19 protein-coding genes and 1 rRNA gene are annotated in these 24,635 nt (G+C 45.6%); 12 read left to right on the forward strand and 8 right to left on the reverse strand.

Annotated features, from left to right (window positions below):
• Positions 1-193: 193 nt before the first annotated feature.
• The 7 genes from rsmG to rpmH all read right to left on the reverse strand — a co-directional run bounded on the left by rsmG (position 194) and on the right by rpmH (position 7,115).
• Entirely contained in the window at positions 194-916 is a 723-nt protein-coding gene (gene rsmG, locus WFI24_RS19345) for a 16S rRNA (guanine(527)-N(7))-methyltransferase RsmG (RefSeq protein WP_145324982.1), read from the reverse strand.
• Entirely contained in the window at positions 916-2,805 is a 1,890-nt protein-coding gene (gene mnmG / locus WFI24_RS19350; protein ID WP_336763405.1) for a tRNA uridine-5-carboxymethylaminomethyl(34) synthesis enzyme MnmG, read from the reverse strand. Before mnmG ends, rsmG begins: the two co-directional genes overlap by 1 nt.
• Before the next feature lie 226 nt (positions 2,806-3,031).
• Positions 3,032-4,408, reverse strand: coding sequence for a tRNA uridine-5-carboxymethylaminomethyl(34) synthesis GTPase MnmE (gene mnmE, locus WFI24_RS19355; RefSeq protein WP_124118699.1), 1,377 nt, complete (start codon positions 4,406-4,408; stop codon positions 3,032-3,034).
• Positions 4,409-4,619: 211 nt separating this feature from the next.
• Positions 4,620-5,321, reverse strand: coding sequence for an RNA-binding cell elongation regulator Jag/EloR (gene jag, locus WFI24_RS19360; protein WP_336763408.1), 702 nt, complete (start codon positions 5,319-5,321; stop codon positions 4,620-4,622).
• Positions 5,318-6,196, reverse strand: a complete 879-nt coding sequence (locus WFI24_RS19365; RefSeq protein ID WP_336763410.1) for a YidC/Oxa1 family membrane protein insertase — start codon at positions 6,194-6,196, stop codon at positions 5,318-5,320. Before WFI24_RS19365 ends, jag begins: the two co-directional genes overlap by 4 nt.
• Positions 6,197-6,270: 74 nt before the next feature.
• Positions 6,271-6,621, reverse strand: coding sequence for a ribonuclease P protein component (rnpA, locus tag WFI24_RS19370; RefSeq protein ID WP_017691415.1), 351 nt, complete (start codon positions 6,619-6,621; stop codon positions 6,271-6,273).
• A gap of 359 nt (positions 6,622-6,980) precedes the next feature.
• Complete coding sequence (gene rpmH, locus WFI24_RS19375) at positions 6,981-7,115, reverse strand: 50S ribosomal protein L34 (protein ID WP_017691413.1); 135 nt, start codon at positions 7,113-7,115, stop codon at positions 6,981-6,983.
• Between the two features lie 578 nt (positions 7,116-7,693).
• On the opposite strand from rpmH, the gene WFI24_RS19380 reads away from it, so the two are divergent.
• The 9 genes from WFI24_RS19380 to gyrB all read left to right on the forward strand — a co-directional run bounded on the left by WFI24_RS19380 (position 7,694) and on the right by gyrB (position 18,735).
• Positions 7,694-8,368 carry a GntR family transcriptional regulator gene (locus WFI24_RS19380; RefSeq protein ID WP_336763413.1) on the forward strand — a complete coding sequence of 225 codons (675 nt, stop codon included), beginning with the start codon at positions 7,694-7,696 and terminating at the stop codon, positions 8,366-8,368.
• A gap of 212 nt (positions 8,369-8,580) precedes the next feature.
• Entirely contained in the window at positions 8,581-9,942 is a 1,362-nt protein-coding gene (locus WFI24_RS19385) for a GntT/GntP/DsdX family permease (protein WP_145324986.1), read from the forward strand.
• Positions 9,943-10,009: 67 nt separating this feature from the next.
• Positions 10,010-11,557 (forward strand): gluconokinase, encoded by a 1,548-nt coding sequence (gntK, locus tag WFI24_RS19390; protein WP_336763416.1) that lies wholly within the window; start codon positions 10,010-10,012, stop codon positions 11,555-11,557.
• Between the two features lie 748 nt (positions 11,558-12,305).
• A complete protein-coding gene (dnaA, locus tag WFI24_RS19395; protein ID WP_100526825.1) occupies positions 12,306-13,652 on the forward strand; it encodes a chromosomal replication initiator protein DnaA in 1,347 nt (448 codons plus the stop codon).
• A 220-nt stretch (positions 13,653-13,872) separates the two neighbouring features.
• Positions 13,873-15,015 (forward strand): DNA polymerase III subunit beta, encoded by a 1,143-nt coding sequence (gene dnaN, locus WFI24_RS19400; protein ID WP_017691408.1) that lies wholly within the window; start codon positions 13,873-13,875, stop codon positions 15,013-15,015.
• Between the two features lie 16 nt (positions 15,016-15,031).
• A complete protein-coding gene (yaaA, locus tag WFI24_RS19405; protein WP_036611994.1) occupies positions 15,032-15,247 on the forward strand; it encodes a S4 domain-containing protein YaaA in 216 nt (71 codons plus the stop codon).
• Positions 15,248-15,304: 57 nt separating this feature from the next.
• Complete coding sequence (gene recF, locus WFI24_RS19410) at positions 15,305-16,417, forward strand: DNA replication/repair protein RecF (protein WP_076216624.1); 1,113 nt, start codon at positions 15,305-15,307, stop codon at positions 16,415-16,417.
• A gap of 13 nt (positions 16,418-16,430) precedes the next feature.
• On the forward strand, positions 16,431-16,679 hold the full coding sequence (gene remB, locus WFI24_RS19415; protein ID WP_017691405.1) for an extracellular matrix regulator RemB: 249 nt from the start codon (positions 16,431-16,433) through the stop codon (positions 16,677-16,679).
• 145 nt (positions 16,680-16,824) lie between these two features.
• On the forward strand, positions 16,825-18,735 hold the full coding sequence (gene gyrB / locus WFI24_RS19420; protein ID WP_062836512.1) for a DNA topoisomerase (ATP-hydrolyzing) subunit B: 1,911 nt from the start codon (positions 16,825-16,827) through the stop codon (positions 18,733-18,735).
• Between the two features lie 88 nt (positions 18,736-18,823).
• Here the strand turns inward: gyrB and WFI24_RS19425 are convergent, their stop codons facing one another.
• Positions 18,824-19,771 (reverse strand): YheC/YheD family protein, encoded by a 948-nt coding sequence (locus WFI24_RS19425; protein WP_336763427.1) that lies wholly within the window; start codon positions 19,769-19,771, stop codon positions 18,824-18,826.
• Positions 19,772-20,197: 426 nt separating this feature from the next.
• On the opposite strand from WFI24_RS19425, the gene gyrA reads away from it, so the two are divergent.
• From gyrA to WFI24_RS19440, 3 genes are all read left to right on the forward strand, one after another.
• Positions 20,198-22,750, forward strand: a complete 2,553-nt coding sequence (gene gyrA, locus WFI24_RS19430) for a DNA gyrase subunit A (protein WP_336763429.1) — start codon at positions 20,198-20,200, stop codon at positions 22,748-22,750.
• Positions 22,751-22,976: 226 nt separating this feature from the next.
• A complete protein-coding gene (locus WFI24_RS19435) occupies positions 22,977-24,095 on the forward strand; it encodes an HD-GYP domain-containing protein (RefSeq protein ID WP_336763431.1) in 1,119 nt (372 codons plus the stop codon).
• 469 nt (positions 24,096-24,564) lie between these two features.
• Positions 24,565-24,635: ribosomal RNA gene (locus WFI24_RS19440) — 16S ribosomal RNA — on the forward strand; the annotation flags it as partial.

Genomic DNA, 24,635 nt, shown 5'->3' on the forward strand with positions numbered 1-24,635 from the left:
ATGTGCTGTCGTACGTTAAATTCATCATTACTCAAGATTTAATTAGATATGTGATATGGAGTATCTGTAATGTTGACCCATTTCTCCATTTCAGCAGACACAAAAAAGAGGATGTTTCACGTGAAACATCCTCTTTATCCATGTCTAAAATTCTATTCTGCTTAGTTTTGACTGACTTCAAAACCATCACGCACTATACCAGCGGAGTTTTCATTGGAGTTCCTGGTTTGCGCGGATACTTATAAGGTGTCTTATCGAATTTCTGAATCAGGATGATATGACGCTCTGATTCCTCAACCGGCAGCTGGAAAGGATGAACGGCTTTTACCCGTCCTTTCAACTGATTGAAGCTGAACTCCGCTTCCTTCATTTCCTCACGTGGGTCTCCGCCCTTCATCGCAGCGAACATTCCACCTTTGCGAACAAAGGGAAGACAAAATTCGTTAAGCACAGCCAGCTTGGCTACTGCACGCGCCGTAACGAGATCGTAACTGTCACGATACCCTTCTTTGCGTCCAATCTCTTCAGCACGGCCGTGTACCAACTCCACATCAGTCAGACCAAGGATATCTACTACATGCTGTAGAAAACCAATACGTTTATTCAACGAATCAATGATCGTCAACTTGATGTGCGGGAAACAGATTTTCAGGGGTAACCCAGGAAATCCTGCTCCTGAACCAATATCAGCAAGCTTATTCACCTTTGTCATATCTGTATAAAACGCCAGTGATACCGAATCATAGAAATGCTTTGTATATACTTGCTCCCGATCCGTAATACCGGTCAAATTCATCTTTTCATTCCAGGCTACCAGCTCCTGAAAATATAGTTCAAACTGCTCCAGCTGAAGTTCTCCCAGCTCTAATCCATGTTTCTTTAAGCGCCGTTGCAGTTGCTGTTGAATATCGTCCATTATTGTCCCCTTGCTGCGGTTACACGGTTGTAATGCTCCAGGTAGACCAGCAGAATGGAGATGTCTGCAGGAGTAACTCCAGCAATACGAGACGCCTGCCCAATCGAGATTGGACGAATCTTAGTGAGCTTCTGTTTGGCTTCCATAGCCAGACCATGAATCTCATCATATATGATGGTATCCGGTATTTTCTTTTTCTCCATCTTTTGCAAACGTTCCACGTGGATCAATTGTTTCTCAATATAACCCGCATATTTGATTTGAATTTCAACTTGTTCCTTCATATCTGCTGTCAGTTCTACCTCAGATGGTGAGAGCTGCTCAATGAGGTCATATCCCAGCTCTGGGCGACGCAGCAAGGTAAGCAACGTACTTCCATCCTGAATAGGTGTAGACCCGTATTCTTCCAGCTTCGCGTTCACTTCAACCGGACGAGCTTTGGCGACTTTCAGACGTGCAACTTCCTGCTCAACTTTCGCCTTTTTATCCAGGAATTTGGCATAACGATCTTCAGGGATCAGTCCAATATCATGTCCGATTTCCGTCAAACGCATATCAGCATTATCATGACGAAGCAACAGACGATACTCGGCACGTGAAGTCAACAGACGATACGGTTCATTCGTACCCTTTGTCACCAGATCATCAATCAGCACGCCAATATAACCTTGCGAACGATCAAGCACAATCGGCTCTTTGTCTTGTACTTTACGTGCAGCATTAATGCCGGCCATAACACCCTGTCCGGCCGCTTCTTCATAACCTGAAGTACCATTAATCTGTCCCGCTGTAAACAGACCTGGCAGACGTTTAGTTTCAAGTGATGGCCACAATTGTGTAGGTACCATCGCATCGTATTCAATCGCATAACCGTTACGCATCATTTCCACTTTTTCCATACCCGGAATGGAGCGTAGAACCGCAAGTTGAACATCTTCTGGCAGACTCGTAGATAGTCCCTGCACATAATACTCGGATGTGTTTTTGCCTTCCGGCTCCAGGAAAATCTGGTGTTTCGGTTTGTCGCTAAACCGGACAATTTTATCTTCAATGGATGGACAATAACGAGGCCCAGTCCCTTCGATTACACCGGAAAACATCGGTGCACGATGCAGATTATCATTAATAATCTGATGTGTTTCCACAGATGTATATGTCAACCAGCAAGGCAGTTGCTCATTATCAGAAGATTCTGTTTCATAGGAAAAGAACTTCGGCTCATCATCGCCAGGCTGAATTTCGGTTTTGCTAAAATCAATCGTATCCTTGTGTACACGTGGTGGTGTACCTGTTTTGAAACGGACCAAATCGAAGCCCAGTTCACGCAGGTGCTCTGACAATTTAAGAGATGGTTGTTGATTGTTCGGTCCACTCTCATACATCAACTCACCCATAATCACTTTACCGCGCAAGTATGTGCCTGTGGTCAGAACGACCGCTTTGGCCCGATACTCAGTTCCGGTCTGAGTCACGACGCCTACGCATTTTCCGTCTTCAACGATCAGTCTATCAACCATACCCTGACGCATCGTCAGATTACGTTCATTCTCCATCGTTTCCTTCATTTTATGCTGGTAGGAGAATTTATCTGCTTGAGCACGAAGCGCATGAACAGCAGGCCCTTTACCCGTGTTGAGCATCCGCATCTGAATAAAGGTTTTATCGATATTCCGTCCCATTTCTCCACCAAGTGCATCAATCTCACGCACGACATGTCCTTTGGCTGGTCCCCCAATCGATGGGTTACAAGGCATAAAGGCCACCATATCGAGATTGATTGTAATCATTAGTGTTTTGGACCCCATACGGGCTGCGGCCAGCGCGGATTCCACACCAGCATGTCCTGCACCAACGACGATTACATCATAACTGCCGCCATCAAAAGCCATTCCTGTTTACCTCCTTATTCCGCTGTATTTGGTGTAAGCCACACAGTCGGATCATGTACTACAATAATGAAACGAATTACTTCTAACCGTTCATCGGAACTTGCATTCCTATCTATATGAAACCAACACGTAATGGCAACAACATCATTCCATCCTTTGACAACGGGCAGAAATTGTACCTCTTCATCATACACTACGATTCAAGTCAATCCGCAGTATATTATTTTTACTTTCCTAGACAGAACTGGGAGAAAATCTGATCAATTAATGCATCATGTGCCGTATCGCCAACAATCTCACCCAAATGCTCCCACGCCAAACGAACATCAATCTGGATCATATCGATCGGAATGAACTGCTCTGCCGCTTCATAGGCATCCACCAGAGATTGCTTCGCTTTTTTGAGCAAAGCAATATGACGCACATTACTGACATAGGTCAGATCGGCGGACTCCAGTTTACCACTGAAGAATAGCGTAGAGATGGCATCTTCCAGTCGATCCACACCCAGATCATCTTTCACTGACATCGGTACAAGCCGTTCTTCCGGAATGTAACGAAGCAGCACGTCACGTTCTACCTGTGGCGTTAAGTCCATTTTATTCATAATGATTATCGATTGTCTACCGCGGATTTGTTCCAATAATTCAATCTCATCGGGATGAAGTGGCTCCGCAGCATTCACAACCATCAGGATCAGATCGGCTTCACTTACCGCAGAACGAGAGCGTTCTACCCCGATCTTCTCTACAACGTCCATCGTTTCCCGGATTCCTGCCGTATCCAGCAACTTCAGCGGGATATTATTAATCGTAATGAACTCCTCGATCACATCACGAGTTGTTCCTGGAATGTCCGTGACGATGGCCCGATTATCTTGCGCAAGTGTATTCATCAATGAAGATTTACCTACGTTAGGTCGTCCAACGATAGCCGTAGTGATACCTTCTCGCAGGATCTTACCTTGCTCTGCTGTCGTTAGCAATTTATCGATCTCAGTCATAACCTGACTGGACTTTTCTTTAATAAAATCAGACGTTAACGACTCTACATCATGCTCCGGGTAATCGATATTTACTTCAATGTGAGCCAGTGTTTCCACCAATGTATATCGTAAATCACGCAGTTTGGAGGACAGCTTACCTTCAACCTGTTTCAATGCAACCGAGAAAGCCCGGTCCGACTTGGAACGAATAAGATCCATGACACCTTCAGCCTGAGACAGGTCAATCCGCCCATTGAGGAACGCACGCTTCGTGAACTCACCAGGTTCAGCCAGACGAATGTCAAGCTGCAACAGCAGGTCCATGACTCGTTTTACGGACACCACACCGCCATGTGCACTGATCTCCACGACATCCTCTGTTGTGAATGAACGTGGTGCGCGCATTACCGTAACCAGTACTTCCTCAATCTTCTCCCCATTAACGGGATCTATGATATGACCATAATGAACCGTATGAGATGCTGCCTGAGTTAAAGGGGTTTTGCTGCGAAAAATCTTTTCTGTCTCCGACACTGCATCCGGGCCGCTGACCCGGATCACGGCAATACCCGCCTCTCCGACAGCCGTTGATATCGCTGTGATCGTATCACTGATCATGGTTATCTCTCCTTGCTCTATTTTAAAATTGCCGCCCCTCGGGGGACGCCATATTCATTTTCAAATCTAATGATGATATATCATATGACACGCTGCTTATCATATTAAGTTCAGTGTTTACCTATGCTACGCACCTTATCAAATTGCTTCTGTACGAAAAAAGCAATGGCTTCTGCACCGGGCAGGAAGCCATTGCGTCTTCAATTTCGTGTTATTTCGTCGTAATAACCACACGCCGATTGGGCTCTTCGCCCTTACTTAACGTCTTAATCTGCGGGTGATTTTGCAATTTTGCATGAATGACTTTTCGTTCGAGCGGAGGCATTGGCTCCAGTACAACTTCCTTGCCAGTACGGATTGCTTGTCCGGCCAAGCGTTCAGCCAGATCCTCCAGCGTCTTCCGCCGACGTTGACGGAAATTCTCAGCATCGAGCACAATTCGAACGAAGCTTTCCGAGTATCGGTTCGCTACAATGTTCGTTAGATACTGAAGCGCATCCAGCGTCTGTCCACGTCTGCCAATAATCATGCCCAGGTCTTCACCCGCAATATTGAAGATATGTCCGTCCCGCTGTTTTTTGATATGCACTTCAACATCCAGTCCCATACCTGCTGCGACCTCTTTCAAGAAAGCAGCCGCTTCTTCATAGGGATTTTTAGCTGCGACACCCTCAAGTAATGCATCTACTTCAGGTACGTGCGCGGCTGGCTTGATCGGCCGTTGAACAACTTCGGGTACAGGCAATAGTTTTACTTCAACTTTGGCCGCCCTCACCCCGATCAAACCCAGGAATCCTTTTGACGGCTGCTCTAACACTTGTATCTCGACCTTGTCCCGACTCACGCCAAGCTCGGTCAATCCTTGGTTTACAGCATCTTCAACGGTTTTTCCTGACGTAATGACTTTGGTCATTTCGATTTTTTGGCCCCTTTCGACCCTTTTCCAGAGACGGTCGCTTTGCCACCGTTTTTGCGTTTAGCTCCATTTTTGGAAGAGCTATTCTGCTTCACGTTGACCTCAGCCACGATTTTATCATTATTCCGGTAAAGGAAATAGTTTTGCACGATCGTGTAGATGTTACTGTAGAACCAGTACAGCGGAAGTGCTGCCGGGAACTGATAAGACATGACGAAGATCAAAATCGGATAAACCCAAAGCATGAACTGCATTGGTCCAACTTGCTGTGCAGGATTCATGCGCATCATCATCCATGTTTGTACGAATGTAGTGATGGCAGCCAGCACAGGCAAAATAAACAGGTGATCCGGTTCCCCGAGCTGGAGCCACAAGAAGTCATGTGTTCTCAGACTGGAGTTTCCGTAAATTGAGTTATAAAGTGCGATGTAAATCGGCATCTGAATCAGAAGTGGCAGACAACCCGCCATCGGATTAACTTTGTTCTCCTGAAACAACTTCATTGTTTCTTGCTGAACTTTCTCAGGTGTATCTTTAAACTTGGCTTGAATCTCCTTTAGCTGCGGCTGAATCGCCTGCATGGCTTTGGAGCTACGGACCTGCTTCATTGTTAATGGTAAAATCAATGTCCGTACAATAAGCACCATCACGAGGACGGCCAGTCCATATTCACCTTTGAACCAGTTGGCGAATGTATCCAGCGCCAGTGAGAACCAGTACACAACATTGGCTTGCCAAAAAGAATCACTATTCTTCAGATCTTCGGTAGTAACCCCGGCTCCCTGTGGAGTACATCCGGCGAGTACAGTGACCATTGCAATGACTGCAATGAGGAGAATCCACTTCCCCTTTGATGTCTTCAATCGCGACACTTCATAACCCCTCTCTTAACCATTCCATTCCACCGTAAATCATACCATAATTAGGAGGACAAATAAACCGAAGCTTACCGCTTGCCCGACTTCAAAAGAGAGCCTTTGCGCATCGCATGTAGCAGGCTTTTTTCCATCTCTTTATAGGGCATGTCCAGTGCACCTTTTCTGACGATGAAAATCAGATCCATCTGCGTGACAATCTCATGCTCATGATGACGAACAATTTCCTTAATCATGCGTCTCATCCGGTTGCGTACGACAGCGTTTCCGATTTTCTTGCTGCATGATACACCCACCCGGAATTGTTCCGTATCTTTACGGCGACAGCCATACACCACGAATTGATGATTGGCAAACGATTTCCCATACCGGTATACGCGGCTAAAGTCCGCCCGGTTTCGTAGACGCAGTCTTTTATACACGGCGCTTCTCCTTGCTGTTCTCCACCATTGTTATTGACGGAGGCCTCATTACTGATTTAGTATAGGCTTTCTTGAATAACGGTAAACCGTCTTGACGACAACTCATTTGAGATGTTTGTTGGGCGGTCATTTAAACCGAGCAAACATTCATCCTGGATGATTGCAGAGCCAGCTATTTCAACTAAACCAGCATTCATCCTTATATAAGGTAAGTTTTCGAAAATGGAAAACTCACTTAACATACATAGATGTGTATTCGGGACTTTTTCGCAGACCATTCAGACCTGATCTGTACCAGCATCCAGTCTGAAATGACCCAAATTAAGAAAAAAAAGACCACCTCGGTGGTCTTCAATGCATTAAGCACTCAGGTTTTTACGGCCTTTAAGGCGACGTGCGGCCAAAATTTTACGGCCGTTGCTCGTGCTCATTCTTTTCCGGAAACCATGAACTTTTTTACGTTTGCTAACGTTCGGTTTGAATGTAGGTCTCAATGTATTGCACCTCCTCACAAGGAAATACTTATGTGATGAATCACTTTCATCTTCACAGAAAACACCTTTATATATTTAACCATGATCACCTGGAAAAGTCAACTGTAAGGCTCGAGGCTTCTCCCTCTTTTATATACGTTCTCCATCCCACCCAAAATAATGACCACAGTCCGTTCACTTTATTATCATTACCAAGCCTCGAAGATAGCTCCAAAAGTTATCCCCAGACCCTGATTAAATCCAGATATTACAGCTATAATAGTTATCCACACCCTCCAATACCCGCTATCTCCTTCATTACACCCTGTTTAAAGTTATTCACATGTGGATAATGATTATAAGCTTCCTATATAGTTAAATTCTGATCAGGTTGTATCCGCTTCAATTAAGGTTTACAAGCTTTTGAGAAAGGTGTAGGATAAAAATCACATCTTGTATACAAGTAGTCCTTTGAAAAAAACATTAGCAGTTATAATGCATACTACAGACGATGGATTGAGCTGAAATGTCCAGTCCGCAAAATAGTTATGCTATGATCAGTAATGAACTGATTACTTATTAATAGGAGCGTTAGCCATATGCTATTTCCTTCTTCCTGGCTTCAAGGAGCTTCCCGTGGTGAATCCATTGCCTGCGAATTAAGGCTGCGGATCATCAGCGGTACCCTTCGACCTGGAGAGATTTTGTCGGAAAATCGAATTGCGGCTGATTTTGACAGCAGTCGTTCACCTGTCCGTGAAGCGTTAAGAACTTTGTCCAATGAAGGTCTTATTCGGCTTGAACGTATGGGTGTCGTTGTCCTGGGACTACGAATCAAGGATGTCGAAGAATTGTATGATGTCCGTTTCCTGATTGAAAGTTTTGTGCAGCAGCGACTCGCAGGCGATGTTCCAGATTCGTTAATCACCCAGTTGCGTAACGTGATCGACAAAATGCAACTCGCTGGCCGGCATCAGGACGCCGTCGAATTTGCCTATCAGGATCTCGTTTTCCACGAAACCATCATTGAAGCTGCTCAGCATTCCCGTATTTCACATCTATGGAACAGTATTCGATATGTTGTGATGACCGTCATGTTGCTCACGACGCGCAGAGTATTTGTTCAAGGCGAGCAGAAAGTAAGCGCTGTAATTGAGAAACACCGTTTGCTCGTTGAAGCACTCGAATCCGGTGACCAAATGCTCATTCAGGCTGGAGTTCGCACATATTTCCAAGATTCAGGCAAAACCCTGCACGAAAGCTTTGACTCTTAATTGGTGCAAGGCGTTTGCAATCATATACCGTCGTGTATGATTGCGGTTTAACTTGTCGACAAGTATACAAAATGCGATTTTATTTTAGTTTTGGGCATGATAAAGCTACATTTTCACCAACACCTCTTCTGCAGCACTGACATGAATACAGTTGATGAAGTTAATCTCACTTGTAAGCGTTCTATATCAGAAATAAAGGAGCACACCACATCATGAGCACTCTTTTTGGACTATCCCATAATGCAACATTATTGGTCTGGACATTAATTGCGATCGTTTTTCTGATCGTCTTGATCTCCAAATATAAATGGAATCCCTTTATCACCCTTTTGTTATCCGCATTAATGCTCGGTTTGCTGACAGGCATGAAACCTGCCGATGTGATCTCTTCCATTACTGGGGGACTCGGCGGCACACTTGGAACCATCGCAATTGTTATTGCCCTCGGTACGATGCTCGGTAAGATGATGGCCGAATCTGGCGGTGCCGAGCGCATTGCAACTACATTGGTCGATCGGTTCGGTGTGAAACGTGTGCACTGGGCCATGATGATTGTTGGATTTATTGTCGGTATTCCTGTTTTCTTCGAAGTGGGCGTTATTTTGATGATCCCCATCATTTTCACCGTTGCGCGTAAAACCAACATGTCATTGCTGCAGATTGGTATCCCCATTTTGGCAGGTCTATCGACTGTACACGGTTTGGTTCCACCGCATCCGGCGCCAATGATTGCAATTGAAGCCTTCAGCGCAGATCTGGGTAAAACCATTTTGTACTCCCTTATTGTTGGTATTCCTACAGCGATTATTGCAGGTCCTTTGTTTGGTAAATTTATTGGCAAAAGAATACACACCGAACCGCCAGCTGAACTGGCTGAACAATTCGCAACCAAAACAAACAGCAACATGCCTGGGTTTGGTATTACCCTGTTTACCATATTGCTGCCGGTCATTCTGATGTTAATCGGTTCGATAGCGAGCATCATTGACCCAAATGCTACGAGCGGCTTCACCGTTTTCAGTGAATTTATCGGCCATGAGATCATTGCCCTGCTGATTTCTGTCGTATTTGCCCTCTTTTCACTCGGCTTCACACGTGGATTCACCAAACATGATATTTCTCGCTTCACCAGTGAATGTCTGGCGCCTACGGCGACCATCATTCTCATTATTGGCGGAGGCGGTGCCTTCAAACAGGTACTGATCAATAGTGGTGTAGGTAACGCCATTGCTGAAGTCGCTACCCATGCCAACATTAACGTGATTCTGTTTGCCTGGCTTGTTGCGGCGCTTATTCGTGTAGCTACCGGTTCAGCAACCGTAGCCATGACAACAGCCGCTGGTATTGTCGCTCCAGTCCTTGCACTCACACCAGGTGCCAATATTGAGCTGGTTGTACTCGCCACAGGCGCAGGGTCACTCATCTTGTCCCATGTGAACGATGCAGGATTCTGGATGATCAAAGAATTCTTTAATATGAGCGTCGCCCAAACATTGAAAACGTGGACCGTTATGGAAACACTATTATCCGTGGTGGGACTGATCTTTATTTTGCTGCTAAGTACAGTATTATAAATCGAGTCTCTATAGTAGAAAGAAAAATAAAATCTTATTGCTTTCTGGAGAAAGAAGGATTAAATACATGAACAACTACATGATCGGAATCGATATCGGTACCACCAGTACCAAGTCTGTGTTGTTTACCGAGCAGGGCTCCGTCGTCAGTACCTCAACACAGGAATATCCTCTGTATACACCTGCACCCGATGTTGCTGAGCAGGATCCCGAAGAGATTGTACAGGCGGCCTTCCGCTCTGTGCGAGGGGTCATGGATCAGAGCGGTATTGCTGCCGAGCAGATCCTGTTCGTATCCTGCAGCTCGGCTATGCATAGCGTCATTGCCATGGACCGGGACGGCAAACCCTTAACTCGTTGCATTACCTGGGCGGATAATCGAAGTGCAGCATGGTCTGCTCAGCTCCAAGAGAATGGATTGGGACATCGCATCTATCTGCGTACAGGTACTCCCATCCATCCGATGTCACCTTTGACCAAATTGATGTGGCTGCGCCATGATGAACCTGAACTTTTCGAGCGCACAGCCAAATTTATTTCTATTAAAGAATATCTGTTCTTCCGTCTATTTGGACAATATGTGGTTGATCATTCCATCGCTTCCTGTACAGGCTTGCTCAATCTGGAACAACTGGACTGGGACGCGGAGGCCCTTGAGGTTGCAGGCATTACACCAGAACATCTATCGAAGCTCGTACCCACAACACATATATTAGAAGGAATGAATACCGAATCGGCTGAAAAAATGGCTCTCTCCCCCTCCACTCCCTTCGTTATTGGCGCAAGTGATGGGGTTTTATCCAATCTCGGCGTAAACGCCATTGAACCAGGTGTTGTCGCAGCAACCATCGGAACCAGCGGTGCCATTCGAACTGTCGTTGACCGTCCAGTTACCGACCCCAAAGGTCGAACATTCTGTTACGCCCTCACAGAGAATCTTTGGGTCCTTGGGGGACCTGTGAATAACGGTGGCATGCTGTTTCGTTGGGTGCGGGATGAATTCGCTGCGTCTGAAGTGGAGACAGCAAAACGACTCGGCATCAATTCCTATGATGTACTGACCAAGATTGCCGAACGTGTCCCGCCTGGCTCGGAAGGACTTCTGTTTCATCCGTATCTTTCGGGCGAACGTGCCCCTTTGTGGAATCCGGATGCCCGCGGTTCCTTTTTCGGCTTAACACTCCATCATCAGAAAGAACATATGATTCGTGCTGTCCTGGAAGGGGTTATTTTCAACCTATATACGGTACTGCTGGCTATGGAGGAACAGATTGGGCAACCTACCTCCATTCAAGCCACAGGTGGGTTTGCACGTTCTCCTCTCTGGCGCCAGATGATGTCCGATATCTTCAATCAGGAAGTTGTTGTGCCCGAGAGCTTCGAAAGTTCCTGTCTGGGTGCCGTCGTGCTTGGTCTGTACGCTACTGGAAGAATTGACTCACTTCATGCCGTTTCTTCCATGGTGGGTACAACGCATCGACATACCCCTGTCAAAGAGAATGCTGCACTCTACCAGGAGCTGCTGCCCATCTTCATTCGGATCTCTCGCAAACTGGAAGAGGAATATGCTGATATCGCTGAATTCCAGCGTAAGATGTCCTTTGACCGTCCCTAAATCATCAATCCATACGTAGTCTCTGCACCAAAAAAAAGAGGTTGTCGCCCAAAACCAGAAATCGGTTTTGGGCGACAACCTCTTTTGATATAAATTTATAATGCATCCATTGGATTCATATCATACATTCATATCTTCTACCTCAATATTGAGCATCAGCTCACCTCTTGATTCCTGATAATTCTTACTCGCTCCACCTCCCACCCTGATTCTGAATTCGTGAATTTCCCCTTACTCGTTTGGCAAGAAAAACAAGAGGGACAGAGTTAACTCTATTTCAAATCTCGATCATGCTCCATTTTCAATTCACGGTTATCCACAGACAGGTTATTCACAAACGAAGAATACTTTTACACACAATTTGGCATCATTTGACGGATAACCTGTGTATAAAACATTTTTGGTTTTTAGGTCTTTCTGTCGAAAATTAAACAGTTTATAAACAATATATTGTGTTGTGACTAAAAATTATACACAAGTTATTGAATTTGTGGATAAAATCACGCGATACGTTGAAATGCGGGGTTTCTTTTGCTATGATTGTATTACTTTTGGATGTGAATATGTGATCTGACCCATAATATTATCAACAGCCTGTGGATAAAGTTGTGAACAATTTTCCGTTGTTCATACTTTTTTTGTTTTCGACCTGCGGGGGTTTGGGGATAAATTCAACAATATATCTCGTATTTCGACACTGCATCATGGCTTAAGCCACACTTGGAACATGTAAAAGGAGTGACAGTCTGTGGACAGCCATACTTCTGATTTATGGCAGCAAATTTTATCAATCATACAAAACAAACTCAGCAAACCCAGCTTTGACACTTGGTTCAAAGCAACCAAAGCAACGAAGCTGAATGACCGTTCAATCGTCATTTCCGCACCAACTACGTTTGCCGTCGAATGGCTGGAGAGCCGTTACACCAAATTGGTTGGCTCGACGGTATACGAGCTGCTTGGCAAACAAGTCGATGTGAAATTTGTCATCGAAGAGAACAAGCCTGCTGAACCCGACCCGCAACTGCCGGCACCAACGCCTACAGTTGTACAGGAAGAAGCGGTTCTCAGCATGCTGAATCCGAAATATACGTTCGATACATTTGTCATCGGGCCGGGCAACCGTTTTGCCCATGCCGCATCGCTGGCGGTCGCTGAAGCGCCCGCCAAAGCTTACAATCCTCTCTTTCTGTATGGAGGAGTAGGTCTCGGTAAAACTCACTTGATGCATGCGATCGGACATTACGTTCTGGAGCATGATCCGGGCAGCAAAGTCGTTTATTTGTCGTCTGAGAAATTCACGAACGAATTCATTAACTCGATCCGTGACAACCGCGGAGAGAGCTTCCGTAACAAATACCGGAGCGTCGACATTCTGCTCATTGATGATATTCAGTTCTTGGCGGGAAAAGAATCGACACAAGAGGAATTTTTCCATACGTTTAATGCGCTGCATGAGGAACGGAAGCAGATCATCATCTCCAGCGACAGACCACCGAAGGAAATTCCGACACTGGAAGAACGACTTCGTTCTCGCTTTGAATGGGGGTTAATTACGGATATCCAGCCTCCAGATTTGGAGACAAGAATCGCTATTTTGCGTAAGAAAGCACGTGCGGAAAACCTAGATATTCCGAATGAAGCGATGATGTATATCGCCAACCAGATTGACACCAACATACGTGAACTGGAAGGCGCACTGATTCGCGTTGTTGCTTATTCTTCGCTGACTAATCAAGATGTAACCACTCATCTGGCAGCTGAAGCACTGAAGGATATCATTCCTTCGAGTCGTCCCAAAATGATCACTATTCATGACATCCAACAAAAGGTCGGCGAGTACTATAGCCTTAAGCTTGAAGATTTCAAAGCACGGAAACGGACCAAGGCAGTTGCTTTCCCAAGACAGATTGCCATGTATCTCTCTCGTGAACTGACAGATTTTTCTCTGCCCAAAATTGGGGAAGCATTCGGAGGACGAGATCACACCACTGTCATACACGCTCACGAAAAAATCTCCCAAGCCATAAAAATCGATCAGGATCTCTATAAAGTTATCAACAACTTAACCGAAAAAATTAAGAATCCAACCTGAACAAGTCCCAAGCCTATGCACAACGTATACACATGTGGATAGGCTTGGGTGTACGGGTTTATACCCACTTATCCACATATTCAGTGCCCCTATTACTATTATTACTAAAAAGATCTTAAAGATATCATCTCCAAAATAGCCATTTCGGAGCTTAGCCTTCGGCCTTTGAAAAACACCTTTTAACACCCCATTACCCAAAAAATCAGCTAGGAGTGAAACCATGAAAATCAGCATAATGAAAAACTATTTAAACGATTCCATACAGCAAGTATCCAAAGCGATATCGAGCCGTACAACGATTCCGATCCTGAGCGGTATCAAATTCGACGTCAATCATCAAGGTGTAACGTTGACAGCAAGCGACACCGATATATCCATTCAATCCTTCATCCCGCTTGAAGATGGAGATAAAAGCGTAGTTCAGGTAGATCAACCAGGCAGTGTAGTCTTGCCTGCCAAGTTTTTCGTAGAGATCATTAAGAAGCTGCCTTCACAGGAAGTACACATGGAAGTCAAAGAGAACTTCAACACCTTCATCTCGGCAGGTGCTACCGAGATTCAACTGGTAGGTCTTGATCCGGAAGAATTCCCGGTACTGCCAAGCATCGAAGAAAACCAAACGGTCTCCATTCCAGGGGATTTGTTGAAAAATATGATCAAACAAACCGTCTTTTCCATTTCCACACATGAGACAACTCCAATCCTTACAGGTGTACTTTGGAGTTTGGGTGACAATGAGTTGAAATTTGTGGCAACAGACCGTCACCGTCTTGCTACTCGATCAGCAATGCTGGATAATGCAGAGGGTATCCGCTTTAACAACGTGGTCATCTCCGGTAAAACGCTGAACGAACTCAGCAAAATTGTTCCGGATCAAAATACCCTTGTGGATATCGTAGTTGCAGATAATCAGGTCCTGTTCAAAATTGACCGTGTATTGTTCTACTCCCGTATTCTGGACGGAACATATCCGGATACTTCTAGAATTATTCCGACGTCATACAAAACAGAACTCGTTTTAGATACAAAAAAATTAAGTGAATCCATCGACCGGGCTTATTTGCTGTCGCGTGAAGAGAAAACAAACATCGTGCGCATGCAAACCATGGATTCGGGATCAGTCGAAATTTCCTCAAGCTCTTCCGAGTTAGGTAAAGTAAGAGAAGAAATCGAACCTGCCGAGTTTACAGGAGATCCGCTAAAAATCTCGTTCAACTCCAAATACATGCTGGATGTTTTGAAAGTGGTTGAAAGTGAGCAACTGATGATCGCTTTTACCGGTGTCATGAGTCCAATCATCTTGAAACCGCTGGATGACAGTCACAGCCTTTACGTCATACTGCCATACCGGACGACCAACTAACGAAAGGAAGATCACAGTGAACCAAGTTACGATTCGAACGGAATATATTAAGCTTGACCAATTTTTGAAATTGGCTGATTGCATCCCAACCGGAGGTATGGCCAAAGCTTTGCTTCAGGAGGGACTTGTACGTGTGAATAAAGAGCCTGAGGAACGCCGGGGACGTAAGTTATACCCTGGGGATATCGTTGAAGTGGATGGAGAAGGCACATTCGAAGTTGCTGCAGAGTAAGAAGAACAGTTCGATCCTGCTGCCTCCTGTCGGACGGGATAAAAGGGAGGTTACCACGTGTTTGTGAACAGCATTGATCTGCAGAATTTCCGCAATTATGAACATCTGAGACTGGACTCTTTTGGTCCCGTAAACTTGTTGATCGGGCAAAATGCCCAAGGAAAGACCAATCTTGCAGAGGCTATTTTTGTACTTGCACTCACCAAGAGCCACCGTACATCCCGTGACAAGGAGCTAATCCGTTTCGGTGAGGAACGGGCCAGGCTTGCAGCAGAGGTCGACAAAAAGTACGGATCGGTCAAGCTTGAACTATCGTTGTCGCAACAAGGCAAAAAAGCGAAGATTAACGGCCTGGAGCAGCGCAAATTAAGTGATTTTGTCGGAGCACTCAATGTCGTGATGTTTGCACCGGAAGATCTGGAGATTGTAAAAGGCACGCCGGGGGTCCGCCGCCGGTTTCTTGACATGGAGATTGGTCAGGTGGCACCAGGTTACCTGTATCATCTGCAGCAATATCAAAAAGTGCTGGTCCAGCGAAACAATCTGCTCAAGCAGCTATGGGGGCAAGGGGCATCAGCCCAGACCATGCTTGAGGTGTGGAACGAACAACTGGTCGAGCATGGTGTTAAAATCGTCAAAAAAAGGAAACAATTCATAAAGAAACTGCAAAAGTGGGCAGAAACGATTCATCAGGGGATCACCGGAGGCGGAGAAGTCTTGCGGCTGGCCTACCTTCCGTCCTTCAGCGAAGCGGCTGAAGAAGATGAAGCTGTCTTAATGGACCAATTTATGATAAAATTATCACAAATGAAAGAGCAGGAGATTCGCCGAGGCACAACCCTTAGTGGGCCGCATCGGGATGACCTGTCCTTTTTCATTAACGATCGGGAAGTACAAACATATGGCTCGCAGGGGCAGCAGCGCACAACGGCGTTGTCCCTTAAACTTGCGGAAATTGAACTGATTCACGAAGAAATCGGAGAATATCCGGTCCTGCTTTTGGACGATGTCCTGTCCGAGTTGGACCCTTTTCGTCAGACGCAGCTGATCGAAACGTTCCAGAGCAAGGTGCAAACCTTTATTACGGCTACGGGGATCGAGAGCCTGAACGTTGACAAGCTCAAAGATGCCAGTATTTATCACGTTCATGCCGGACAGGTTGAACGCTAAGGAGTGAGGGCTTATGTACATTCATCTGGGCGGTGAGAAGATCATCCGTTCTTCCGAATTGGTCGCTATTTTTGATATATCGATTGAAAAATCCTCAAAGATCTCCAAGCAGTATGTCACGCATGCCGAGCAGGAAAAAACCGTGGAACACATCGGCGAAGAGGAAGCCAAGTCCATTGTGGTGACCAAAAACATTGTGTACTACTCGCCTATTTCCTCAGCCACGCTGAAGAAGCGGGCTCACATTTTTCCTGATCTCTAGCGGTTTTGTGGCATAAAAGGTGTGTCTTTTGCTGCTTGTCTTTAATTTGGACAGCTGGCTGAAATGAAGGACGTTGCCTGTTTCAGCAAACATTCTTAGTTAACGCATATTTACGATATTGAATCTATAGAAGTAGGTGAAAGGCATGTCTATGAATCAACCGTCATATGATGCGAATGAAATTCAGGTCCTTGAAGGATTGGAAGCCGTACGGAAGCGTCCAGGGATGTATATCGGTTCCACCAGTTCCAAGGGCCTGCATCATCTGGTCTGGGAAGTAGTGGACAACAGTATCGACGAAGCGCTTGCAGGTTACTGTGACCACATTGAGGTCAGTATCCATGAAGACAACAGCGTAACTGTAGTCGATAACGGTCGGGGTATTCCTGTCGGCGAACATGCCAAAATGAAACGTCCTGCACTTGAGGTAGTTATGACTGTCCTCCATGCAGGAGGAAAATTTGGCGGCGGCGGATATAAAGTATCCGGTGGTTTGCATGGTGTCGGTGTGTCCGTTGTTAATGCTCTCTCTGAAAAAGTGGTTGTAACGGTTAAACGTGAGGGACATATCTACCAACAGGAATATCGCCGTGGAGCTCCACAGTATGACCTGAAAGTAATCGGTACAACGGACGAAACGGGAACAACGGTTAGGTTCCATCCAGACCCTGAAATTTTCACGGAAACGAGAGTTTATGAATATGACATCTTGCTTGCCCGTATTCGTGAGCTGGCGTTCCTGAACAAAGGCATTGGTCTTACATTGACGGATGAGCGTACGGGTGCAACCAACTCGTTCCTGTACGAAGGCGGTATTATCGAATACGTCTCCTTCCTCAACCAGAAGCGCGAAGTACTGCATGAAAATCCAATTTACGTCGAAGGTTCCAGAGACAACATCCAGGTGGAAGTTGCGTTGCAATACAATGACAACTACACCGAGAATATCTATTCCTTCGCGAATAATATCAACACGCATGAGGGCGGAACCCATGAATCAGGTTTCAAGAGTGCCCTTACACGGATCATCAATGACTACGCCCGTAAGGCAGGGGTAATCAAAGACAGCACAGGGAACCTTTCTGGGGACGATGTGCGTGAAGGTTTGACGGCTATTATTTCGGTCAAGATTCCAGAACCGCAATTTGAGGGACAGACGAAGACCAAGCTGGGAAACAGTGAAGTACGTGGTATTGTCGAATCCTTGTTTGCCGAGAAGCTGCAGGAATTCCTGGAAGAGAATCCTTCCGTGTCCCGTCGCATTTTGGAAAAAGGACTGCAAGCAGCACGTGCTCGTGAAGCGGCACGTAAAGCTCGGGAACTGACACGTCGTAAAGGTGCACTGGAAGTAAGCTCACTCCCAGGTAAACTGGCCGACTGTTCATCCAAAGATGCTTCAATCAGCGAATTGTACATCGTCGAAGGTGACTCTGCCGGCGGATCAGCGAAGCAAGGTCGGGATCGACATTTCCAAGCGATTTTGCCGCTCCGTGGTAAAATTCTGAACGTGGAAAAAGCTCGTCTGGACCGGATCTTGGGTAATGCTGAGATTAGAGCGATTATTACGGCGATGGGTACAGGTATTGGTGATGACTTTGATATTGCCAAAGCCCGCTATCACAAAATCATTTTGATGACTGATGCCGATGTCGACGGTGCTCATATCCGAACACTGCTTCTGACATTCCTGTATCGGTACATGCGCAAAATCATTGAGGCAGGTTATGTATATATTGCACAGCCGCCATTGTTCAAGATTGAGCGTAACAAAGTAATTCGCTATGCTGGTTCCGAGAAAGAACGCGATGAAATTATTGCAACACTCGGCGAAAATGCGAAATTCAACGTTCAACGTTACAAAGGTCTCGGTGAGATGAATGCCGGACAATTGTGGGAAACGACGATGGATCCGGAGAGCCGGACCATGATGCAAGTATCGATCAACGATGCCATCCTTGCTGATGCCATGTTCGACACCCTCATGGGGGATAACGTTGAACCGCGTCGTGACTTTATTCAGGAAAATGCTAAATACGTGAAAAACCTCGACATTTAACGATATTCGAAGAGGCGCCTGCGAGGGCGCCTTTTTATATTATTGGAATCATCGAAGAGGGAAGTTAATAGACTTCCGTATTCGTTTGTTATCGACGTACACGTTTTTTAGCAGACGAGGCCTGTGCTTTAGGGGATGGACGAGAGGTTTTACCCTTTTTGGAGGGTAAACGACCGTAGGCAATGGCATATCGTTTAATCTTCCGGTAAGCCTCCTTGTCCGGCAGTAAGCCAAAAGCATAAATGCCCGGCAGTGTGTTAACTTCAAGAATCCAGGGGCGCCCTTCCTCGTCTAGTGCAATATCAATACCGATCTCTTTGAGCCTTGGAAATGATGTTTGCAATTGCACAGCGGTATGAATGCCTAGTCGGTACAGCTCATTACGAAGCTTCTTGAAGCGATCATGGTGAAGATGGGGGAGTACGAGTTCTTCGAACGTGGCCAATCGTCCACCACCGTGAATGTTGGTGATGATTTTGCCTGGCGCGGCGACCCGTCCGAGTATACCTGTTGTTTCCCAGTTATGTTGCAGATTTTTCTGGGTCAACACACGCAAGTCAAAGGGCAAATCCTTATGCTTCATCAGTGGGATTCCTTGTTGAATAATATAGTCACGTTTCTGTATACGATCATTCAGCGCCCGTTCAAGATCGTCCAGGGAATGAAATGACTTCTCCTCTGTTCCGTATTGGAGTTGATATGTTGTTGTGAGGTGAGTAGCTCTGGAAGTAACAGAGGTCGCCTCGGTTTCGCCAGGTAGGTTTCGATCATTGGTTTCTTCGGAAACCTCTGTATCTGCCATGGAATCTTCGGAATAAAACACAGGTTGGTACAGACGGGTGGTTTTCACCCGCATGACGCCATTACCGTAAGTGCCACGGTCCGGCTTGATATAGTTGGACTCGAATAATTCAGTCATTCGTTCCAGAGTTTGACGACTATATTTTCGGGTTACGGGAATATATTCATTTACACTGCGACTGCGTTGTAACACAGCTGTTTTGGCCCATTTGCTGGAGACACGCTGGATACCCAAGATTCATCAACCCTTTCATGTTTTGCTCAGTTCTCAATAGGGGAAGACACGGAGAAATCGAAGGACAAGTTACGATTTCAGTGGTATAATAGAGAAATATGGCGTTTTGTGCGATGAGCTGCATAATTTGTAGTTTGATCGTAGAACGGGAACGGCTTTAGCCACGGTGGGCACAGTATAAATGCCGCTTTTCCTAGCATTGTATGTGCAATTGGGGAGGAAGGCAGGGCGAATCCCCAGACACGTAGAAGTTCCCGGAAGAAAGGCTATTGCCCAGCGGACGTTTAATTGTGTAACTTTTGTGAAAGTAATATAATAAAGAATAGCGTTCTTGCGCGGTTTTAGCCTTGTTAGGCTTTTCACATATAATCAATTTATTGAATGACGGAATGGAACGTTTGTTGAAGGACAAGAAGGAGGTCCAGCATGGCGGATGAAATGAACTCGCAGATTACAGATCGGGATATTGGCGTCGAGATGCGTGAATCGTTTATGGATTATGCGATGAGCATCATTGTTAGTCGTGCCTTACCTGACGTGCGTGATGGATTGAAGCCGGTTCACCGGCGTATTCTGTACGCAATGTCGGAGCTTGGTATGACACCCGATAAACCACATAAAAAATCAGCCAGAATCGTCGGCGAAGTTATCGGTAAGTATCACCCGCACGGTGACTCTGCTGTTTACGAGACGATGGTACGGATGGCACAGGATTTCTCCCTGCGTTATATGCACGTAGATGGACATGGTAACTTTGGATCGGTCGATGGCGATATGGCGGCAGCCATGCGTTATACGGAAGCTCGTTTGTCCAAGATTGCAATGGAAATGCTCAGAGATATCAACAAGGATACAATTGACTTCCAGCCAAACTATGACGGTGAAGAACATGAGCCTATCGTTTTACCTGCGCGTTTTCCTAACTTGCTTGTCAATGGGGTCGGCGGGATCGCGGTAGGTATGGCAACCAATATTCCTCCTCATAATCTGGGAGAGGTCATTGACGGCGTACAGGCCATGATTCAGAATCCGGACATTACCTCCATGGAACTGATGGATTACATTCAAGGGCCAGACTTCCCGACGTCCGGTTACATTCTGGGACGCTCAGGCATTCGCCAGGCATATCAGACTGGACGTGGTTCAGTAACGATGCGGGCCAAAACCAACATCGAAGAGAATAACAATAAGGCGAGAATTATTGTTACGGAGCTCCCTTATCAAGTGAACAAGGCAAGACTCGTTGAGAAAATTGCCGAGTTGGTACGTGATAAAAAGATTGATGGCATTACAGACCTGCGTGATGAGTCTGACCGTAACGGTATGCGCGTTGTAATTGAACTCCGCAGAGACGTGAATCCGGGGGTTGTTCTGAACAACTTGTACAAACATACATCGATGCAATCCACTTTCGGGATTAACATGCTTGCGATTGTAAATAAAGAGCCTAAAATTCTAAACTTGCGTGAAGTGTTGTATCACTATCTGCAGCATCAGATCGAGGTTATTCGCAGACGTACGCAGTTTGAACTGAAAAAGGCTGAAGCTCGTGCACATATTCTGGAAGGTTTGCGTATTGCACTGGATCATATCGATGAGATTATTACATTGATTCGTTCATCCAGTAATGCGGATGCAGCCAGAGAAGGTTTGATTGAGCGTTTCTCACTCAGTCATGATCAGGCTCAAGCTATTCTCGATATGCGTCTGCAACGCCTTACAGGTTTGGAACGCGAACGTATTGAGAACGAATATAACGAACTGATGGTCAAAATCAGAGAGTATCGTGAAATTTTGGCCAATGAGCATCTCGTACTTGAGATTATCAGTACAGAGTTGCAAGAGATTCGCGACCGCTTTAGCGATGATCGCCGTACAGAGATTACTGTAGGTGAAGAAAGTATTCTGGATGAAGACCTGATTCCGCGTGAAGAGGTTATCATCACGATTACCCATACAGGCTACGTGAAACGTCTGCCGGTATCCACATATCGCAGCCAGAAACGTGGTGGGCGTGGGGTTGTGGGGATGGACACCAAAGATACCGACTTCGTTGAGCATCTGTTTGTGACCAACTCCCACAATTACCTCATGTTCTTCACAGACAAAGGTAAAGTGTATCGTCTCAAAGCTTATGAGATTCCAGAGCTTGGACGTACCGCACGTGGAACACCTATTATTAACCTGATCCAGATCGAGCAGGGTGAATCGGTCAATGCCGTAATTCCGGTTCAGGAATTCGAGAGTGACAGATTCTTGTTCTTTGCTACCCGCCAAGGGGTTGTGAAGAAGACGCCACTTGAAGATTATACCAATATTCGCAAAGGCGGCCTGATTGGTATTTCCTTGCGTGATGATGATATCCTGATTGATGTTAAGCTGACCGATGGACAGCAAGAGATCATTATGGGTACAGCTCACGGAATGTCCATCCGATTCTCGGAAGGTAACGTACGTTCCATGGGACGTAGTGCAACCGGAGTTAAAGGGATCACATTGGATGAACAGGATGCCGTTATTGGCATGGATGTAGTTGATAAAGAGCTTGATGTTCTGATCGTTACAGCCAAAGGTTACGGTAAACGTACACCTGTCAGTGATTATCGGATGCAGACTCGTGGCGGTAAAGGGATCAAGACCATTAATGTTACAGAGAAGAACGGCGCAGTAGTCAGCCTCAAAATGGTTAAAACGGAAGAGGATCTGATGATTATCACATCTAGCGGTACTTTGATCCGGATGAGCATGGAAGGCATATCCACTATGGGTCGATACACGCAGGGCGTGAAACTGATTCATATTCGTGATGAGGATTCCGTAGCTACAGTCAGCCGAATCGATAAGAATGAAGAAGAACCAGACGACGAATTGCTTGAAGGCTCGGAAGGCGGGGATTCCCAAGCTCCGGCAGTAAGCCTGGAAGAAGGCACCGTTGCTGACGCTGAAGTTGAAGGCGACGATTCCGATTCGGAAGCATAAGATAGAACTTTCTGAAGACCAATCTATTGGTGATTGGAACAAGATTTTAAAGGGCTCCCACTGGGGGCCCTTTTGTTGTATAAAGGAATGTCCATCTTTCATTCCTTATAATCTGGGATGTACAGCCTGATTTTTGAGTAATATAATGGGAAATATCAAGAAAAACCGGGACTATGGTCTTGTTTTAGTATTAACATAGAAGAACGATGAGCGAGGGGAATAACACATGGGATTAATCACCCTGTCAGAAGTCAAACCAGGACTCAAACTTGGGAGTGATGTGCACACGCTTCGCGGCAACGTCCTGCTTCAGAAGGGCAAAGTCATTTTACCCAAGGATATGGAAGTGCTCAGAGCCTTTATGATTCACCAGGTGGATATTGAACAAGAAAGAACGGTAGCGGGCAGCACAGGCTCCAAAGGTGCAGCAGCGTCGGTAGGAAGTACGTCAAGTGAGAAGAATGGGGAACGGGCAGGTAAGGCAGGAAACGCCATCACAGCTCCTGCAGCAACGTCTCTACAGGATGAGTATGAGAAGATGGTCGGATTAACCAAAAGTGCATTCCTGTCCTCTCTCGCGGCTGAATTGCCTGTATATGAGTTGCGTACACAGTTGGAGGCTTTATTTTTACATCTCAAACAATATAATGTGCTTACCTTTAGCCCACGAGTAATACAAGAACATGATTATGTGTATCACCATGCCGTACTGAGTGCGATCACATCGTATCAACTGGCCCAATGGATGGATCTCCCCTCCAAGGATTGGATGCAAGTTGCCTTTGCAGGCTTGTTCCATGATATTGGTAACAACAAAGTAGATCCACAGATTCTCCATAAACCATCCACGTTGACCGCTACAGAGCAAGAAGAGATCCGTCAGCATACTAAATATGGCTATCAGATTCTTAAACAGGCAAAGGCCATTAATGAGGGAGCCAGACTTGCAGCTTTGCAGCATCATGAAAAAGTTGACGGATCGGGGTACCCATTGCAGCTTAGCGGAACGCAAATTCATATTTACGCCAAGATTGTAGCTATCGCTGATATTTTCCACGCCATGACATTGGAGAAGATCTACCGTAAGGCACAATCCCCGTATCTGGTCCTGGAACAGATCCAGAGCGAAGCGTTCGGAAAATTGGATCCTGCAATTGTGAGTGTATTTGTTCAACGGTCGACCCAGATCCATAATGGCATCCGAGTGAAACTCAGCAATAACCAAATTGGAGAGATCGTGTTCTCTGATCGGGATCATCCTACACGTCCTATGGTGTCAGTAGAAGGAACCATCATTAACCTAATGCAGCAAAGGCAGCTTCACATTCAAGAGGTTATCGGTTAACTATAAATATTAGAGCAACTTGATGAGAAGGTCTTTCTTTTATAGAGAGGCCTTTTTTATGTGAGATAAAAATAGTAATGTAGATATACCATAAAGATTATAGAAAGGTTGATAATTACTCAAAAAAAGACTTGCAATGTAAATCTGTACATGGTATATTCTAAGTCCGGCCAAGAAAACACGGTTCACACGGTGCGGCAAGCGAAACGGATAAGCTTCGAAAGAAACTTAAAAAAAGAGCTTGCAAAGTTGGTTCGGATGTGATAAGATATAAAAGTTGCTGAAGAGAACGACATTCGGTGACAAAATAAGTTTGATCTTTGAAAACTGAACAACGAGTGAGTAAACATTCTGCTTGCAGAATGAAACGCGAAAGTTGGAAACAAGCATTGGCTTGAATCGACTGGAGCACAAATGAGATTTTTAATCTCGTCAGATTCAAAATGAGCTTATCGCTCTTTTCAATACTTTATTGGAGAGTTTGATCCTGGCTCAGGACGAACGCTGGCGGCATGCCTAATACATGCAAGTCGAGCGGAC

This window comes from Paenibacillus sp. USHLN196, assembly GCF_037144955.1.
GTDB classification, from domain to species: Bacteria; Bacillota; Bacilli; order Paenibacillales; family Paenibacillaceae; genus Paenibacillus; species Paenibacillus xylanexedens_C.

Bases quoted from the DNA above. Each gene is read 5' to 3' on its own strand.
- rsmG (WP_145324982.1), bottom strand. From the start codon at position 916: ATGGACGATATTCAACAGCAACTGCAACGGCGCTTAAAGAAACATGGA.
- mnmG (WP_336763405.1), bottom strand. From the start codon at position 2,805: ATGGCTTTTGATGGCGGCAGTTATGATGTAATCGTCGTTGGTGCAGGA.
- mnmE (WP_124118699.1), bottom strand. From the start codon at position 4,408: ATGATCAGTGATACGATCACAGCGATATCAACGGCTGTCGGAGAGGCG.
- jag (WP_336763408.1), bottom strand. From the start codon at position 5,321: ATGACCAAAGTCATTACGTCAGGAAAAACCGTTGAAGATGCTGTAAAC.
- WFI24_RS19380 (WP_336763413.1), top strand. From the start codon at position 7,694: ATGCTATTTCCTTCTTCCTGGCTTCAAGGAGCTTCCCGTGGTGAATCC.
- WFI24_RS19385 (WP_145324986.1), top strand. From the start codon at position 8,581: ATGAGCACTCTTTTTGGACTATCCCATAATGCAACATTATTGGTCTGG.
- gntK (WP_336763416.1), top strand. From the start codon at position 10,010: ATGAACAACTACATGATCGGAATCGATATCGGTACCACCAGTACCAAG.
- dnaN (WP_017691408.1), top strand. From the start codon at position 13,873: ATGAAAATCAGCATAATGAAAAACTATTTAAACGATTCCATACAGCAA.
- remB (WP_017691405.1), top strand. From the start codon at position 16,431: ATGTACATTCATCTGGGCGGTGAGAAGATCATCCGTTCTTCCGAATTG.
- gyrB (WP_062836512.1), top strand. From the start codon at position 16,825: ATGTCTATGAATCAACCGTCATATGATGCGAATGAAATTCAGGTCCTT.
- gyrA (WP_336763429.1), top strand. From the start codon at position 20,198: ATGGCGGATGAAATGAACTCGCAGATTACAGATCGGGATATTGGCGTC.
- WFI24_RS19435 (WP_336763431.1), top strand. From the start codon at position 22,977: ATGGGATTAATCACCCTGTCAGAAGTCAAACCAGGACTCAAACTTGGG.